The organism is Paludibacter sp. 221 (genome assembly GCF_010501035.1).
In the GTDB taxonomy this organism is placed as follows: domain Bacteria; phylum Bacteroidota; class Bacteroidia; order Bacteroidales; family Paludibacteraceae; genus QVMH01.
The window spans coordinates 1-16,948 of sequence record NZ_QVMH01000053.1; the positions used below are offsets into that span (position 1 = coordinate 1).

14 protein-coding genes and 1 tRNA gene are annotated in these 16,948 nt (G+C 38.3%); 9 read left to right on the plus strand and 6 right to left on the minus strand.

Annotated features, from left to right (window positions below; all coding sequences use genetic code 11):
• The first annotated feature begins 253 nt into the window (after nucleotides 1–253).
• Complete coding sequence (locus D0T49_RS10970) at nucleotides 254–1,495, plus strand: exo-beta-N-acetylmuramidase NamZ domain-containing protein (RefSeq protein ID WP_163631343.1); 1,242 nt, start codon at nucleotides 254–256, stop codon at nucleotides 1,493–1,495.
• 86 nt (nucleotides 1,496–1,581) lie between these two features.
• Nucleotides 1,582–2,421 carry a BadF/BadG/BcrA/BcrD ATPase family protein gene (locus D0T49_RS10975; protein ID WP_163631345.1) on the plus strand — a complete coding sequence of 280 codons (840 nt, stop codon included), beginning with the start codon at nucleotides 1,582–1,584 and terminating at the stop codon, nucleotides 2,419–2,421.
• 21 nt (nucleotides 2,422–2,442) lie between these two features.
• Here D0T49_RS10975 and D0T49_RS10980 read toward each other — a convergent pair whose 3' ends face one another.
• Entirely contained in the window at nucleotides 2,443–3,399 is a 957-nt protein-coding gene (locus D0T49_RS10980; RefSeq protein ID WP_163631347.1) for a hypothetical protein, read from the minus strand.
• Between the two features lie 120 nt (nucleotides 3,400–3,519).
• A complete protein-coding gene (locus D0T49_RS10985; protein WP_163631349.1) occupies nucleotides 3,520–4,497 on the minus strand; it encodes a hypothetical protein in 978 nt (325 codons plus the stop codon).
• Nucleotides 4,498–4,810: 313 nt separating this feature from the next.
• On the opposite strand from D0T49_RS10985, the gene D0T49_RS10990 reads away from it, so the two are divergent.
• Together D0T49_RS10990 and D0T49_RS10995 are read left to right on the plus strand one after the other, a co-directional pair.
• On the plus strand, nucleotides 4,811–5,086 hold the full coding sequence (locus D0T49_RS10990) for a hypothetical protein (protein WP_163631351.1): 276 nt from the start codon (nucleotides 4,811–4,813) through the stop codon (nucleotides 5,084–5,086).
• A gap of 231 nt (nucleotides 5,087–5,317) precedes the next feature.
• Nucleotides 5,318–5,390 (plus strand) — tRNA-Lys (locus D0T49_RS10995).
• A 103-nt stretch (nucleotides 5,391–5,493) separates the two neighbouring features.
• Here D0T49_RS10995 and D0T49_RS11000 read toward each other — a convergent pair.
• From D0T49_RS11000 to D0T49_RS11015, 4 genes are all read right to left on the minus strand, one after another.
• Nucleotides 5,494–6,717 (minus strand): AbiH family protein, encoded by a 1,224-nt coding sequence (locus D0T49_RS11000; RefSeq protein ID WP_163631354.1) that lies wholly within the window; start codon nucleotides 6,715–6,717, stop codon nucleotides 5,494–5,496.
• A gap of 264 nt (nucleotides 6,718–6,981) precedes the next feature.
• A complete protein-coding gene (locus D0T49_RS11005; protein ID WP_163631356.1) occupies nucleotides 6,982–7,587 on the minus strand; it encodes an OmpH family outer membrane protein in 606 nt (201 codons plus the stop codon).
• 16 nt (nucleotides 7,588–7,603) lie between these two features.
• Nucleotides 7,604–7,837: a hypothetical protein gene (locus D0T49_RS11010; protein WP_163631358.1), complete on the minus strand. Its 234-nt coding sequence runs from the start codon at nucleotides 7,835–7,837 to the stop codon at nucleotides 7,604–7,606.
• Nucleotides 7,838–8,093: 256 nt separating this feature from the next.
• On the minus strand, nucleotides 8,094–8,675 hold the full coding sequence (locus tag D0T49_RS11015; protein ID WP_163631360.1) for a superoxide dismutase: 582 nt from the start codon (nucleotides 8,673–8,675) through the stop codon (nucleotides 8,094–8,096).
• Nucleotides 8,676–8,888: 213 nt separating this feature from the next.
• Here D0T49_RS11015 and D0T49_RS11020 point away from each other — a divergent pair, with 213 nt between their 5' ends.
• The 5 genes from D0T49_RS11020 to D0T49_RS11040 form a co-directional block, all read left to right on the plus strand.
• The gene (locus D0T49_RS11020; RefSeq protein WP_163631362.1) at nucleotides 8,889–9,353 is read left to right on the plus strand and encodes an SPOR domain-containing protein; all 465 of its coding nucleotides are present in this window, start codon (nucleotides 8,889–8,891) and stop codon (nucleotides 9,351–9,353) included.
• Nucleotides 9,354–9,587: 234 nt separating this feature from the next.
• Nucleotides 9,588–10,037: a hypothetical protein gene (locus tag D0T49_RS11025; protein ID WP_163631364.1), complete on the plus strand. Its 450-nt coding sequence runs from the start codon at nucleotides 9,588–9,590 to the stop codon at nucleotides 10,035–10,037.
• A gap of 303 nt (nucleotides 10,038–10,340) precedes the next feature.
• A complete protein-coding gene (locus D0T49_RS11030) occupies nucleotides 10,341–13,091 on the plus strand; it encodes a T9SS type A sorting domain-containing protein (protein ID WP_163631366.1) in 2,751 nt (916 codons plus the stop codon).
• Nucleotides 13,092–13,267: 176 nt separating this feature from the next.
• Nucleotides 13,268–15,364, plus strand: coding sequence for a T9SS type A sorting domain-containing protein (locus D0T49_RS11035; protein WP_163631368.1), 2,097 nt, complete (start codon nucleotides 13,268–13,270; stop codon nucleotides 15,362–15,364).
• A 625-nt stretch (nucleotides 15,365–15,989) separates the two neighbouring features.
• On the plus strand, nucleotides 15,990–16,948 hold a 959-nt coding region (locus tag D0T49_RS11040), incomplete at its 3' end, for a hypothetical protein (protein ID WP_163631370.1).

Below are 16,948 nucleotides of genomic sequence, written 5' to 3' on the forward strand. Positions count from 1 at the left end.
AGCCTGTCCGGCTCGAGGACGAAAGAATAAAAGCGAGAATACGGTAACTCTCCCTAAATCCCTCTCTCAAAGAGAGGGACTTTGAGAGCGAGAAACGAAAGAGCTGTATCGGATGAATTTGGTGTTTAAAATGTAATTTTGGGGCGGTTGCCCTAAATAAAGAATAAACTACTTGACAGGTAAATATGTTTTTATTAAGTTACAACCATAACAAAATATAAACCATATTTACCTTTTTCGTTTCCAGCCAGTAATGAATAAGAAAGTACGTCATATAATATCAGTCTTTATACTCTGTTTAGCTCCCTTTGCTTTACACGCACAAGGCATTAGCATAAAAACAGGGTTAGAAGTACTCAAAGAACGTAATTTCGATATTCTTGAAGGTAAGCGCATCGGCCTGATAACAAACCAAACGGGTGTAGACAACAATCTGAAATCGACCATCGACATCCTACACGAAGCCGAAAATGTAAACTTGGTAGCTTTGTATGCTCCTGAGCATGGGGTGCGAGGTGATATATATGCAGGTGATATAGTCAAAGACATGAAAGACCCAAAAACGGGGCTGCCTGTTTATTCGCTCTATGGGAAAACAAGAAAACCTACTCCGGAAATGCTACAGGATATCGACGCATTAGTATATGATATTCAGGACATTGGCTGCCGTTCGTACACATACATCAGCACCATGGGACTGGCTATGGAAGCCGCCGCCGAAAACGATATTGAATTCATCATCCTCGATAGGCCTAATCCACTGGGTGGCAATAAAATAGAAGGATGTATAGTAGAAGATAAGTTCATAACTTTCGTAAGTCAATATAAAATACCCTATATTTATGGATTAACGTGTGGAGAGCTTGCCTTACTTCTGAACGAAGAACAAATGACCCGGAAAAAATGTAGACTAAACATAATATTAATGGAGGGCTGGAAGCGTGAAATGACTTATGAAAGCACCGGATTGCAATGGGTTCCGACTTCGCCCCATATTCCCCAAGCCATTACTGCCCTGTTTTATCCGGCCTCGGGAATCGTAGGCGAATTAGGCTACCTCTCCATTGGGGTTGGCTATACGCTTCCTTTTCAGATGTTCGCAGCAGAATGGATTTCGGCCGAAAAGCTGTCTGAAAACCTGAATGCGCTCAGTCTTTCGGGGGTTCATTTCCGTCCTGTATATTTCAAGCCATTTTACAGCATGGGTAAAGGAGAAGCATTGCAGGGAGTACAAGTGCACATAACAAACTACGAGGATGCGAAACTTTCAGAAATACAGTTTTATGTAATGCAGGAAATAGCCGCTCTATATCCGGATAAGGCTGTTTTCGACAATGCCGACAGAAACCGATTCTCTATGTTCGACGCTGTATGCGGGAGCGATTCTATACGGCTGAAATTCTCAAAAAACAACAGATTTGAAGATATACGGGACTTTTGGTACAAAGACGTGGAGGCTTTTAAGCAGCTATCGTCAAAGTACTATTTATATTAAAGTTACGAGTCTCATTCTCTGGGAATAAAAAAAGAGGATATAGGATATTAATTTTTATAGAACACCACAATTAGAAGTAATAAGTCATGATATTAGTAGCAGATAGCGGTTCTACCAAAACAGATTGGTGTCTGGTTGGCAAGAATGGTTTAGTAAAGAAAGCCTCATTAAAAGGGTGTAACCCGTTTTTTCGGACTAAGGAGGATATCCGCGCCGAGCTAAAAGAAATGCTGCTGCCTGAAATAGAAGGCTGTCAGATTGAAGCTATCTATTTTTACGGTGCCGGATGTATTGCAGAGAAAATCGAAATTGTACATTCTGCTATAAGCGACATTTTCCCTAATGCAGCGATTGAAGTGGGTACCGACTTATTAGGGGCAGCAATAGGGCTGAAAGGCAATTCGGCAGGCATCGTCGCTATATTAGGGACAGGCTCAAATTCCTGCTTTTACGATGGTGAAGGAATAACCGACAACGTATCGCCTCTTGGTTTCATACTGGGCGATGAAGGTAGCGGCGCGGCTTTAGGAAAATTATTTATTGGCGCATGCCTGAAAAATCAACTTGGGGAAGATATTAAGAACCGGTTTTTAGAAAGATACGGACTTGACGTTCCCACTATTCTGGACAGGGTGTATAGGCAAACAATGCCAAACCGTTTTCTGGCAGGCTTTGCTCCGTTTATAAAGGAGAACATTGAAACCGAAGGAGTACACACGCTCGTTTACAACGCGTTTTCCGACTACTTCAAAAGGAATGTTATGCAATACGACTACAAACAGCATCCTGTTTCATTTACGGGTTCGGTGGCATTTCATTTTCAGGAGATACTTTATCAATGCGCGTCGGACCTGAATATCAAGATTGATAAAATAACGCAATCACCTATTCAAGGGCTTATTAACTATCACACACCTAAGGTATAAGCTTTTACAAAAAAGCGCATACTATAGCGTATCTGCTATTTTACGTTGCTCGTCAAAAAACAAAATACGTTGTACCTCATTGCTTTCGGATATTAGCGTGGAAGTACGGATTAGCGACTGCATCCATTTTTTTATTCTGTCGAACACCGCTTTGTCAAGCGAGATAGTATCGTTGAGCGTGAACGACCTGATGATGCTAAGGTAATACTCGCTGGTTTGAATAAAGGTGTAACTGGTTTCGAAATTGAGGTTGGAGATAAAGATATATACATCTTTCCCGTTGCCATAGCCACCATTTAAGGCCAGTTTTTCAAAATCATCTATAAAATTGAATATGTCCTCTTTCAGCAAACCAACTTCTTCTTCTGTCACAAACCTGATATTCTGAAAGTATTTAATGTCTTTAACAAGCGAGCGAATAGTCTGGTCATTCCATATATAGTATGTCTTAGCTATTTCCCTGATATCGCTCAGTGATTGTCGATTCATTTTCATCACCCTCTCAGGAATAATTATTTCATTGAATTTTTTCTGGTTTTTGCCAAGCTGATAATGCCATTTCATCCGTTGAAAGCGATAGATGTAATCGTACGCCATACTAAGGTTGATAGGAATGTTGTTGGTAGCTGTACATACTTCGGAGTCGTGCTCTTTTTTTGCTACCCGAAGCATGCCAGCATAATGTTCCTGCAATTGATAGTCGATTTCAGATGGATTTTCGAAATCTATCAGCCGCATAAGGAAAGGACGATCTTTGGACGAACCTGCTCCTACAATATTATCTAACGAAATATCCAAATTACGGGCAATAGTCACAATCTCGGAAAAGGTGAAAGGAACTTCGCCACGAAGCCTACGATATATAGCCTCTTTTTCGAGTAACAGCATATCCATCAGTACGTTTGCCAATCTCCCTCTCTCAGGAAATTTTTCTTTAATTATTTCAACAAACTTCTCGTATGGAGAATTTTTCTTCATATAAATGATTAGTTAATGGTTAATAAGATATCTAATCAAGAACAAGCAGTTCACGATCAGTCAGGGGTTAAGCTCTAAATTTGTTAATTAAATTCTAAAAAACTGTTTGTTTTTTAGTGCTCAGACAGACAAGTTTTCTTCCAAAGATTTACGTTGTCTCTCAAAAAAAAGAATACGGTTTCTTTCGTCGCTTTCTGATATAAGGGTTGAAGTCCTTTTAAGAGAATGCATCCATGTTTTAACTCTGTTAAAAACTTCTTCGTCCAAAGATGTGGTTTCATTCAAAGTGAATGTTTTCAACATTGTCAGTTTGTATTCGCTGGTTTGCAGATAAGTATATGTTGTTTCAAAATTAATGTTTGAAACATAAATTGCTACTTTATTTCCCTTATTTGTCGTACCATGAATCGATAATTGTTCGAGGTGGTTCAAAAAACGGGTGAGCTCCTCTTTCAGCATCCTTACTTCATCTGCTGTAAGCAAGCGGATGGAATAAAAGTAATTTATGTCGTTACAGAAGTAAGACATCATTTGCTGGTTAAAGATAAAAAAAGTTTGCTTAAAATATTCCACTTCGTTCAAAAACCCTTGAAAAAGATTTTTCATTTTGTCCTCGAATACAATTTCGGAAAAAGGAACGATAGCATCGGGTGCGCCAAATTGATACAGCCACCGCAATGTATAAAAACGATGGATAAGCTCGTATTTCACACTGAAATGCAACGGCAATATATTAGCAGCAAAACCTACCTCCGAATATTCATCATTTCTGACGACACTTAACAAGTCGGCAAACTCCTCATGCATTGCATAGTCGTCCGGTGTAGGGTTGTAATAATCGGTAAGTTTAAGCTGAAAAGGGCGGCTTTTGAGCGAGGCAGCTCCAATAGTATCATCCAGTGAGATATTCAGTTCCTTCGCAATGATGGCTATCTCAGCAAAGGTAAAAGGCACTTCATTACGTAGCCTCCTGTATACTGCTTCTTTCTCGATACATAGCATGTCGACAAGTAGGCTTGTCAGTTTTCCTCTTTGAGGTATTTTTTCTTTTATTGCTTCTATGAAATTTTCATACGGCAAATCTCTATTGGCAGTCATGATGTTTTTTATCAAATGGGGTATCAAAAAAGGTATAAAAGAGCTACTCATCACAAAAATAGTAAATATTATTTTCTTTTTTATCAATTTTCTCCTTTTCTGAATATTTTATTGCCAAATTATACATTTTTTATAAAACGACAATATCAAATAGTCACTTACAGTCACTGATTATCAATAATATAAAAATAAATTTACACTAACAAAAAAGGCAGAAATCAGTAGCAGTCAAGGTCGGCAGTCAATTTTTTATCTATAATACTAAAGCACACATCTCCGAAGTCCGGATTTAATGCTTATAATACTTAAAAGCATGAATAGAAATAGGATAAATAAAAAAGACCTGTATATCATTAACAACAAAGAGATTAATGATCCTACTTTAATAAATTATTCAATGTCGGATAAAAAAGGCTTATTAGATGATTTCTCTTTTGATGATAACAAAGAAGCCGGTGCTGCCGACGAGAAAGACCTGTTTATAAACATATGGTCGGTACCCTTGGATAGTGCAGCCTTGAACGAAGATAAAACAGACAAGCCTGATGATGAAGATTGTCTGGAAGCAAAACCCGGATTCAGTTTTTAATTTATTCATTCATTTTTTATAAAACGAGTTCAATCTTTCTTCTTCTGAATATATGAGTATGTAAATGTTTTTTTCTGTTCAAACTTTTATTCAACAGAATAAGTGGTTGAATTTAGAGCAAAGGCTATCTTTTCATAATCAGATAGTCTTTGTTTTTTTATAATTAAATAATCTGATTATATATTATTATCACAAAAATTTATATCTTTGCACCTGCAATTTTTATTAACCGACTCCGTAGCTCAGTTGGTAGAGCAAATGACTCTTAATCATTGGGTCGAGAGTTCGAGCCTCTCCGGGGTCACAAATTTCACAAGCAAACCCTTATAACATAAAAGTTATGAGGGTTTTCCTTTCAAGAACATGATGAGAAAGATTATTTATTTAAGATAATTACTTGTAAATAATTAAGACTTACATTGAACTAGCTGGCTACAATACTTTTCATTTACAACTTTATCACGCATCGAAACTTTATCGGAAAAAATTCTGTATATATTTTTTATAATATCGTCATAGTTACTGTGTTCCTTTTTATCAACATAGAAAAAAGGTTTTATTGAAACACAATTCTCATGTTCAAACATTGTTTTTAATAATGTTTTGTCTGACAATCCGCAAGAATGACCAAATATGAATACTTGATATAAATCACTTTCAATAAATCTTAACAATCTTTTGTAGTTATCATTTTTTAAATAATTTATAGTCTTGATGTTATTTAAATAATCTCCACCTTTTCTTTCTATTTCACGATGTAATTCGTCATCTTCATCTCCATAACCAAAAATCATTGGATTATCAGGTTTGTTTAACTCTCCGTGAATGTAATTTATAGTGAATTTAGATTTTGCCCAATCTTCAAGTTGCCATCTATTGCTGTAAATACAAGAAATAAATCTTTCTGCCAAGTTAGTATAATTAAAATTCAGAAACAATGTATTCTCAGGGTATATATATGTCTTACATAATATCTTATTTATGTTCTTATTCTTTAAGTAAGACAATTTTTCCTCAAACTTACGTCTATATTCCTCTGTCTCAGAAAAATATTTTTTAAAAAAATATTCTAATCCATTAGTTGTAAAATCAACGAGATTAAAGTCTTCTTCAATATTCATGAAATTAAATTGTTCTATTTTTCGTCTATTTTGTTCGTTTATCAAATATTTTTCTAATTCAATTTTTATTTTTTCAAAATCTATATTTAAAGTTTTCAAAAAAAAATCTCTTACTCCTTCTCTTTGTTCTGGATATTGAAATTGTATAATTTCTTTTATTTGAAGATAATACTCCTCTTCAATATCAACCCATTTTTCCAAGTTTTTATCTGAAATTTTTTCTAAGAATTTGTTTTGAAATTCAATCATATTGAGATTCAATCTATACAAAATAGCCTCTTTAAATTCCTTAAATGAATACATTTCGTAAAATGGAGATAATGTTGTTCTTGAATATTTTTCTAGATTTTCTTTTGGCAATTTTATAAGTTCATTAAGACTATCTACATATTTATTATCTGAAAAATATCTTATTTGGTCTTTCCAATATTTGCCAATAAAATGCTTATAACTTGTTTCTAAACCATAAGATAAATCAAATCCGTTTCCTACAAGTACTATTCTGTTCATTCTTTTTATTTTTATTAATTTACAAAATTAATCTTTTTACAGAAAAAAGGTGATTTTCATTTTTCAACATGATTATTTGCACAAAACTATTTCTTTGTAAGCGAATAGGTGATTTTATTTAATACAATTCTTCCTATTTCTTGTTTCAACCAACTTCCAACAAGATTTAGAAACAATAAAGATAATCTTCTCCGGGGTCACACCAATAAAAAAAGCCATTACTAAATCAATAGTAATGGCTTTTTTAGTATTTCAAGTATCGAATTATTTTTTTCCCAATCGTTTGTTCAGCTGCTCTATCACGTCTTTGGTAATATCATACTTTTTGTTGGCATGCAAGATGTTATCGTTGCCGGTATTACTAAGAATGATTTCGTATTTCTTGTTTTTGTTATATTGCTGTAAGAAATTATCAATAGTATCGCGCAATTGTTCGTTCACTTTTTGTTGTTGAGCAAAAAGTTCCTGAGCCAGTTTAGCCTCAAGCTCTTGCAGCTCTTGCTGCTTCTGCACCAGTCTGGTTTGCTCGCGCTCAGCCCGCTCGCGACTTAAGAAAGCGTTGTTTTCAAGTTTGCTCTGAAACTCAGCAACTTCGTTTTGCAGTTGGCGTGCTTTTGTATTGAACGTCAAACGAGAATCTTCTTCCTTTTTTATCAATACTTCGTTAGCTTCACGTGCAAACTGATAGTTCAACAGCAATGAATCTACATTGATATAAGCAATGGGCAAAGTAAAAGAAGATGCTATAGAGTCATTTATAACATAAGTTTCGCCGGCTTGTTGTTGATTCTTATTTCCCAGTACAAGCACAAACAAAACAGCCACAGCAGCTAATAAAATGACATTAATTATGAGCGAAATATTTTTCATAATTTCTAATTCCTGTTTAATTATTATTTATTATTTCATTTACAATTTCAGAAGTACTTAACCGTTTGCTGTCCTTCTGTGCTTCTCTGTCTTGCGAAGTAGCACAACCAATTCCCCTCGCGCGCATGGCTTTGCTACCGCCAATGTGAGTATTGGGAAATTTGCCGTTTTTCACAAAAAAAACTCGTACTCCTAATAACAGTATGGCTATTAAAAGCAATACGGCTGAAACAATTAAAACTGCTAACATATGTTCGGTACTTATCTTGATGCAAATATAGTGAAAGTCGAATGCAAAGTCAAACTCGCTTGAAACTTTGCTAAGACGCATCCTATATTATGCAAATATACGTGTTTTGCCATATAAATATACGGGAATTGTTTTTTTTTAGGAATTTGAATGTTTTATTGTATTTATTAACAATTGTGTTTGTTTGTAAATAAAAATAGAGGAACTACTCTAAAACAAAGCAATTCCTCCACTCTCAATACTACTAAATACGATATTATAACTTATAACGTTTCGAAACCTCGTCCCAGTTCACTATATCCCACAGAGATTTCACGTGGTCGGGGCGGCGGTTTTGATAATCAAGATAATAAGCATGTTCCCATACATCAAAAGTCAATAAAGGAGTCAGGCCACGTGTAAGCGGATTTCCTGCATTACTCTCTTTTAATATCGAAAGTTTGCCCGAAGCATCGGCAACCAGCCATGCCCATCCCGAACCAAATACAGCTACAGCCGATTTGTCAAACTCATCCTTAAACGCCTCCAAAGAGCCCCAAGTATCATTAATAGCTTTTGCTAATTTTTCGCTTGGTTTTGTTCCCTTTTTAGGAGTCAGAGTAAGAAAATAAAAATTATGGTTCCACGCCTGTGCAGCATTGTTGAAAATAGCTCCATCCGATTTTTTCACGATGGTATCCAAATCATCATTTTCAAATTCAGTACCTACAATCAGGTTATTCAGGTTATTCACATAAGTTTGGTGGTGTTTCCCATAATGGAAACTTATAGTTTTTTCACTTATTACCGGTTCCAGTTCATTCGGAGCATAAGGCAATTTAGGCAATTCAAATTTCATAATTATCAGTTTTTTATAGTAAATATATTTATTTCAGTAATGTATAGTCAATAAATGAACTATATTAAACAGAACAACCACAAAGCTTTTTTGTTCTTTAAAAAGTAAAGTTTTTTCAAAAAAAAACATTCAAACAGTTTGTCAACAACATTTTTCTTTCCATCTTTGCAACAATGGGATTATATGTAAGATAAACATTTACAATTTACAGATATGAAAAAAAATATTCAGATTTTAGCAATATTGGTAATTTTCGGATTAGGAGCCTCATCGTGCAAATCGAAACAAAAGGTAGTAACAATACCAAATGCACACGTAGAAGCTACTAACCAAGCAACCGAAACCCCTGCACCAAAACCTGCTCCTGTAGTAGTTTCTCAGCCGGAGGAAGTACGTGACGAAAAATTCAGCCTCGACTCAGAAGAAAAAAACACTAAAATTCTCGACCAAAAATATCACGTTGTAGTAGGTAGCTTCAAAAACAGAGACAACGCCAAAGGACTTCAACAAACTTTGAACACTGAAGGCAACAGCGCCGTTATCGTAGTAAACGAGCATGGCATGTTCAGGATACTTCTATCTTCGTACGGAACATATAAAGACGCACGCACTAAAGTTAACCAAGTGCTCAACAGATTTCCAGACGCCTGGATATTAGTTCAAAAAGAAGGAAACTAAAAAGAAAAACATCAATTCATTTTTTCAAATAACAAAAAGGAACTTACACCAAGTTCCTTTTTTTGTGTGCCTACCGAAAACAATCCGTATCAAAAGCCCGCACTCCCCCCAACGCATAAATCATAATTTATATATACAATACTAAATAAGTATTACGAGGTTAAACCTTGGCTTTCCCCAAAAGTCAAACCTGATATAAATTTAATTATTCAATAATCTGAAAAAAACTAAAGTATGAAAAAACTAATGTTATTTACACTGGTCGCATTTTTTGCAGGCAACATGGCAGTTATGTCTCAAAACCATCGCCACCACCCGAACAACGGGGAAAGGACTGAAATGAAAAGGGAACGTATATCGGCCGAACAACGCGCCGAACGAATGGCTAAACAACTGGAACTGACCAACGACGAGAGAATGAAAGTTCAGGCATTGTTTGAAAAACAAGACAAAGAGCGTGAAAAAGAAATGGCCGAAATGCAAAAACAACGGGAAGAAAAACAGGCAAAGGCTAAAGCTAAAAAAGAGAAACAAGATGCCGAGCTACAAAAAATAATAGGCAAAAAAAAGTTTGAACAACTGCAAGCCCGGCGTGCCGAAAATCAAGACAATATGAGACAAAAAGAAATGCACAAAAAACATCCTGCTAAAAAAGGAGATAGAAAAGATTGTTACAACAGTTAACAAATTATGGCTTTGAATAAGTTTACTCAAAGCTATCGATTCCTCGTTTTTATTTATTTCAAAGAAAGGTCGAATGAAAAATTTTCATTCGGCCTTTTCCGTTCAAATAAACCATCCAATTATACTCATTTCAAGTGGCGAGAGACAAAAAAACACACATAACAACCTCAAAGCGAGCGTCATTTTTTACTACTAAAACTATCATTTATTACACAATCGCTTATAGCGTGGCTTTTACTTTTGTATCTGTGTAAGTTTCCGAAGAAACATATTCCGAAAAAAATCTAATTTCAATTTTATATCATGAAAAAAATTTTTACTCTACTATTAATTGGTTTACTTCTTATAACCAACAGTATTTCAGCCCGTGAAATTTTCGTAGCAACGAGTGGGAAAGACACCAATCAGGGAACAGAAACCTCCCCCTACGCCAGCATACAGAAAGCTGTGGACGAAGCACAAGCAGGAGACATTATCTACGTACGCGGCGGAACATATAAACCTGTTAAACGGATTTTGATAGATAAAGCAGGCACCGAAAATGCGCGTATCTGCCTGTGGGCATATCCCGGCGAACGTGTTATTATAGACGGTAGCGCGATGGCCCCAGCCAATGTCAGCGAGTTCAAAATGTCGCGTTGTATTTACGTGAATCACTTGGGAGACTACTGGCACTTCAAAAACCTTGAAATGTGCAATGCACACGACAACGGAATGAAACTGGAAGGGAGCTACAACATTGTAGAAAACTGTAGCTTTTACGATAATAATGATACCGGACTACAAATAGGGATGTACAAAGACTTCACTTACGAAGAAGTAAAGTCCTTGCCCATATCAGGCACTCCACAATTCAACCCCGATTACACATACTGCCGTTACAACGTTATAATCAACTGCGATTCGTATAATAATTACGACAGCCGCTCCTTCAATGGCACCGACGACGGTGGCGATGCCGATGGCTTTGCAGCCAAACTATTTCCCGGTCCCGGCACCGAGTTTCACGGCTGCCGTGCATGGAACAACTCGGACGACAACTGGGATTTATACATGGTTTACCATCCCATCGTTATCGACAACTGCTGGGCATGGAAAGCAGGATACGATAAAAACAACATCGAACGTAAAAACGGGAACGGATTCAAACTTGGCGGCGGAGGCACATCGGGTGGAGCTGCATTTTCACAATCAGTAGGAGCACACATCGTAAAAAATTGCATTTCGTTTGATAATCTGCACAAAGGTTTCGACCAGAACAATGCCTACGAGGCAATGTATTTGTTCAACAACATAGCATGGAATAACGAATACAACTATCGTTTTCCTACTATCTTTCAGTACGGCACCATGTATATGCGCAATAATATAGGCTGGGGAGCCACCTATCAGAAAGACGGTGTAAACATGGGAAATCACGAGTTTCTATCAGAGAATAAGGCAGGAGCAAAACTCCCTGACACCGAATATAACAGCTGGACTACTATTGATGGATGCGACCCCTACAAAGAAGGAAACCGCGACAGTAACAAGAATTATCTGGTAACTAAAAATCATAGCGCACAGTTCAAAAGCCTTTCGGTAGAATTGGCCAAAGCACCACGCCAAACAGACGGCAGCTTGCCCGACAATGATTTCGGCAAACTTATAGAAGGCAGTTACTTCATAAATGCAGGGCAGAATATCGAAAATTTTGAACCAAAAGCACACAGTCCGGGCGGGCTTACACTTCCCAACCTTACCATCCCCTACAACGATGGACGCGCCGACATGGGAGCTTTTGAAACCGGTGACCCTACTATTGCCACATTAGTATTAAACTCAGGAAAAGCCAACCAAACAGTTTATACAGAAACTGCAATTCAAACCACAATATACAAATGGGGCGGTGCAGCTACCGACGTGACATTAACCGGCCTACCGGCAGGGCTACTACAGGAGAAAGACCTTGTTGCTAAAACGCTGAAAATATCAGGCACACCAACAGCCGGAGGAACATACCGCATAGCAAACGTTGGTGGAGAAAATGACATTGAACTTACGGGAACAATCGCAATTTCGACCATAGCACCGGCAAGCCTGCAGTTGACACAAGGCAAAGCCGTTCAGGAAATCTTCGTTGGCGACGCGATAGAAGACATTGTTTTTACTTGGGGAGGAGGCGCTACCGATGTAGAATACTCCAATTTGCCCAACGGGCTAACTGCACAAAAAGACGAAACAGCAAAAACCCTTACCATATCCGGAACACCTGCCGCTAACGGAACGTTCACCGTATCGTCTGTAGGAGGAATGGAAGGCTCCGAAATAACAATCAATTGTAACATTACACGGGTACTGCGTACAAAAATACTAACAGGCAACTGGTACAAGATTCAAGATGATTTTGACAACATACCCGACGACCTGAAAGGCGTAATAAGCATTGACGCTAACTCATTATGGACTCCTGCTTACAAAGAAGGCGGAAACTCTGTCCCTACCGGGTGCACCGAAGGAGCTATCGAGATAGCTAAATCGAACGGATATGTGCAATGGACTTTGCCTAGTTTGGTGGAACTGAAATCGAACATACACTTCACCGGCGACCGTACGCTCAGAATTGAATATTCCATCGACGGCGGTGCTGTGAAAACATGGAACTCCGACAAATTGAAAAAGCAAACCATGAGCGGTTGGGATATGATGCAGGCTATGGGGCTCGACCCTGTAAGCAAACCCATTACAATCAAATTTATAAACACATCATCGTCGGGAGGTATCCGCATGTACGACTTTTATGTAAAAATATATGACGGCGAAGTGCCCGACATCACCTCTACACCGCAAACCGAACAGGATGCTGTAAACTTCCCCGTTTATCAAACCGAAACTACTCTGGTAGTACAAGGCGAGGTCGAATCGTTGAGAATTTATTCTTTGTCGGGTCATGTAGTAGCCGAGTCGCAATGGTCGCAGCTTGTGCCAATCAGCCATCTGAACAAAGGGATATATATTGTTCACATACAAGGAAAAGAAGGACAGGTATCTTCGCAAAAGTTTGTAAAACGATAAAAAAACTGGGGTTTTGCACACACAAAACACTCACCACACACGAAAACACATAGGGCACAATAGCAATCATTTATAAGCTATGTGTACCTATGTGTAATCTAACTGAACTTATGTGTGTCATAAAAACAGGAACCAATTCATCATTTAAAAACGGCAAAGCAACAAAACAAATAAACATGAGATTTTTAAAACCTTTTTACCTCCTTTTATTCATACTGGCTGCAAATAATATTGCTCCGGCACAAGACTATTATATGAGCTCGCCAATCGGTTTCGGGCGTAATGCTACAGGTGGTGGAAACAGCAGCATAGTAACCGTTAATACACGCAGCGCATTAGTAAATGCACTGAAAGCCTCGGGCTCGGCCATAATAATAGTAACAGGAAATATAAGTTTTGGAGAAAACGAAGTAATCAGCGAAGTTGTAACCAACAAAACATTGTTAGGACTGAAAGGGGTAAAACTCATAACAACGGCACAAACTGCTAACGGAGGTATTCTGAATCTGAAAGAAGGGTCGAACAACGTTATTATACGCAACCTTATTTTCGAAGGGCCGGGAGCATACGATGTAGACGGACGTGATTTACTATCGAATGTAGGTTGTAATAATCTTTGGGTCGACCATTGCGAATTTTACGATGGCGTGGATGGAAATTTCGACAACACAAAAAAATCGGATAACATTACTATATCATGGTGCAGGTTTGGATACAACAAGCCGGCCAAAGCCGGAGGCTCAGGAGGAAGCGACGACCATCGTTTCTCCAATCTGGTAGGCGGCAGCTCCAGCGATTATCCCGGCGATGGGCATTACAGCATTACATTTCAGTATTGCTATTGGGGCGATGGATGCCGCCAGCGTATGCCCCGTGCACGCAATGCCGAACTCCACATGCTGAACTGCTACTACAACACCAATGTTTCAGACGCTTTGGCTATCGGGCTGGAGGACGGCACAAAAGGTACGACCTGCTATGTAGAAGGCACCAATTTTAAAAAGGTAAAAAGAGTAGTCGACCGTAGCTATGGAGGCGACCCCGATGTTACATTTGTAAACTGCCTGAGCGGAGGCACCAGTGCCGGAAACGTCGTTACAAAGCCAACATATCAGTACGCAGCCTTGGATGTAACCCAAGTGGAAGCAGCCGTAACAAGCTCGTGCGGAGCCGGCGCTACCCTCGATGTAACCCTTACCGGCGAAATATCCTCGCCTTGCGGTTCGCAACCACCTCTTACTATACCAACCAATGTAAATGCAACATCTGCAGCAAACTCAATCACTGTAAGTTGGAGCCCGGTAGAAAATGCCACAGGCTACAAAGTAAAAGTGTGCTATGATGACAAAGACGAAAATAATAGCATTATAAAACAATGGGACTTTACCAACTGGACAATAAATGAAGACAATGCAGATGCCAACCTGATAATCGACGAAAAAAACACAGGGCGTTTCAATTACAACCCATCTACCAAATCGGAAGAGCTTAAATTTGCAAACGGAAAAGTAATCCCCGACACCGAAGGATTATTGTTTACAGCAGCAGAAACAGACAAACTCAGGTTAGGTTTTGCAACGCAGCTTGTTTATCTGAACGGCACGGGAATAAAAATAAAAATCCCATGCCAAACGGGCTATTACATAACAATCGAAGGGATGTCGGGAAATGCAAGTAAAACAGACAGAGGTTTTTCGGCTACAGGAGCTACAGTCGATACCAAAGGCACTTCGAGCAACATCAGTAGCGGAATAATAACTGAGGCCGGAGCTTCGGGCACATGGTCGTACGTTGCCACTGCCGATGCGGTGGAAATAACTACAATTGGCGGTGGAATGAACATTCAGAAAATCACAATAAGCACCGGTGTCGCCTCCTCTACCGTTTGCAATGAGTATGAAGTAACATCAACCGAAACCTCAAAACTGATTGACGGCTTAACCGAGGGGGTAGAATACACCTATCAGGTAAAGGCGTTGAGAGACGATTACGAATCGGATTATAGCGCGTCTCAAACAATTATCACTTCGGGTACATCGGGATATCAGCACCCGCAAGCCGAATGGTATATAGTGCAGGAGGGAAACCGGTTTCGGGTAGAAGGCATTGAAGCGGATAAAATAATTTTGTTTGATTTTACGGGCAAACAGATTATAAGTTCAGTCAATTCGCAAACGATTGATATAACAGGTATTGACAATGGCCTCTATATCATTTCGGTAGAAACTAAAACAAACAGAACCGAAACCGGAAAAGTATTGAAATACAATTAAAGTTTCTTTTTTTAGAAGTAAACTACAAACCGCAGAAGGAGCCGTTCTTACAAAAGGATAGGCTCCTTTTACATTCTCCCGAAAGAGGGAACACTCGTAGGACGGCTAACTTACACACGGAGGAATAAAACACATAAAACACTGACAGACAAATAATTATCCTAGAAATTAAGACACAATCACTCTGCTACAGCACAGTAAACAGGCAACTCAAGCTGATTCGGAAAAAGCGAAAAACAACCACTTTATCGGCCCATGCCTGTTTCTGCACAGCACCCGAAAACAACCTGATTTTTAGCGTTTAAGCCCAAAATATGTTAAACACACACCATCGCGCCACCCTCCAATCAAGGTAAAAACACATCGTCTCAATTCAAATTTTTTTTCAAAAAAACGACCATATAGTTTCCATCTCAAAATCAGATATTTAAAACCAACCTATTTATCCTATAAAGTAGCAAAAAAGTATTGGCCGTACAAGAAATATTTTTTATGCAGTATTAAAATAGAGTACACTTTTTTTTACATTATAGAAGTAATAACTTATCTTTGGAGGATTTCAGTAAAAAAAACATCTATTACATAATTAAGGACACAGATATTGTTCCTAAAAAATTTTACTATCATGAAAAAAACTTACTTTTATTTATTTTTATTGTTGGTTTTTCTCTCCGGGTATACACAATCCGGACGGGCCGAAACTCTAACTAACTTATCTACAGACTTTACCTTAAATAGCAAGCTAGTAGGACACTGGGAATTTAAATCGGCTGCAGAGCTGTTCAAAGCTACTAAAGGTAGTGATCTTACCTCTTTGATGACAGAAGATTTGATTTACCATGCGGTAGTTGACGGCATTAGCACTGTCAGGATAGACTTTGGTGGTGCTGTTACATCCGGAATGAGTGTAGCGCACGGCATTGCTGCTAACGGAGGAGGTACTACTACAGAAGTAAAAAACTTTGCCATGATGTTTGATATCAAAATTGATGCAAACAAAGGTGGTAGTACTAATGAAAACTTGAGTGCTCTTTATTGGAACGGCAACAGAACTGACGGATCTATATTCGTATCATTCAGCGATGGTGCTTCAAACAGAAAAAACGGAGTTGGGCTAGGCACTTACAAAACAGACCTGCTTCTTCCCGGAGATTGGAACCGGATTATTCTTAACGCCAATCTGGAAAACGACAAATATGACATCTACGTTATACATAGCGACAAGACTATCCGTACAAATTTCGACACAAGCCAAGGTGGTGTGGAGCTTAGAACAGACAAGAATTTGGTTTTTTGTGGAGATTACAATAAAGATAAAGAATATGGAAGATACAACGTTTCTCAAATAGCTATTTTCAACGACTGCCTTACAGCTACGGAAATTGACAGTTTTATTTATAGCAGGCTTCCAAAACCATCTACAGATGATAATGGCCCTTGGTATAAAATTCAGGTATTGGGAGGCGACACTGACCGTATGAACAGGCTGTTTACAGCAGAAACAGACGCTAACTCCAAAGAAAGAGTAAACGGACGTCCGCTTGCTGAAGATGATGCTGCCCTTGAAAACCAATTATGGCGTTT

Bases quoted from the DNA above. Each gene is read 5' to 3' on its own strand.
- D0T49_RS10970 (WP_163631343.1), top strand. From the start codon at position 254: ATGAATAAGAAAGTACGTCATATAATATCAGTCTTTATACTCTGTTTA.
- D0T49_RS10975 (WP_163631345.1), top strand. From the start codon at position 1,582: ATGATATTAGTAGCAGATAGCGGTTCTACCAAAACAGATTGGTGTCTG.
- D0T49_RS10980 (WP_163631347.1), bottom strand. From the start codon at position 3,399: ATGAAGAAAAATTCTCCATACGAGAAGTTTGTTGAAATAATTAAAGAA.
- D0T49_RS10985 (WP_163631349.1), bottom strand. From the start codon at position 4,497: ATGACTGCCAATAGAGATTTGCCGTATGAAAATTTCATAGAAGCAATA.
- D0T49_RS10990 (WP_163631351.1), top strand. From the start codon at position 4,811: ATGAATAGAAATAGGATAAATAAAAAAGACCTGTATATCATTAACAAC.
- D0T49_RS11000 (WP_163631354.1), bottom strand. From the start codon at position 6,717: ATGAACAGAATAGTACTTGTAGGAAACGGATTTGATTTATCTTATGGT.
- D0T49_RS11005 (WP_163631356.1), bottom strand. From the start codon at position 7,587: ATGAAAAATATTTCGCTCATAATTAATGTCATTTTATTAGCTGCTGTG.
- D0T49_RS11010 (WP_163631358.1), bottom strand. From the start codon at position 7,837: ATGTTAGCAGTTTTAATTGTTTCAGCCGTATTGCTTTTAATAGCCATA.
- D0T49_RS11015 (WP_163631360.1), bottom strand. From the start codon at position 8,675: ATGAAATTTGAATTGCCTAAATTGCCTTATGCTCCGAATGAACTGGAA.
- D0T49_RS11020 (WP_163631362.1), top strand. From the start codon at position 8,889: ATGAAAAAAAATATTCAGATTTTAGCAATATTGGTAATTTTCGGATTA.
- D0T49_RS11025 (WP_163631364.1), top strand. From the start codon at position 9,588: ATGAAAAAACTAATGTTATTTACACTGGTCGCATTTTTTGCAGGCAAC.
- D0T49_RS11030 (WP_163631366.1), top strand. From the start codon at position 10,341: ATGAAAAAAATTTTTACTCTACTATTAATTGGTTTACTTCTTATAACC.
- D0T49_RS11035 (WP_163631368.1), top strand. From the start codon at position 13,268: ATGAGATTTTTAAAACCTTTTTACCTCCTTTTATTCATACTGGCTGCA.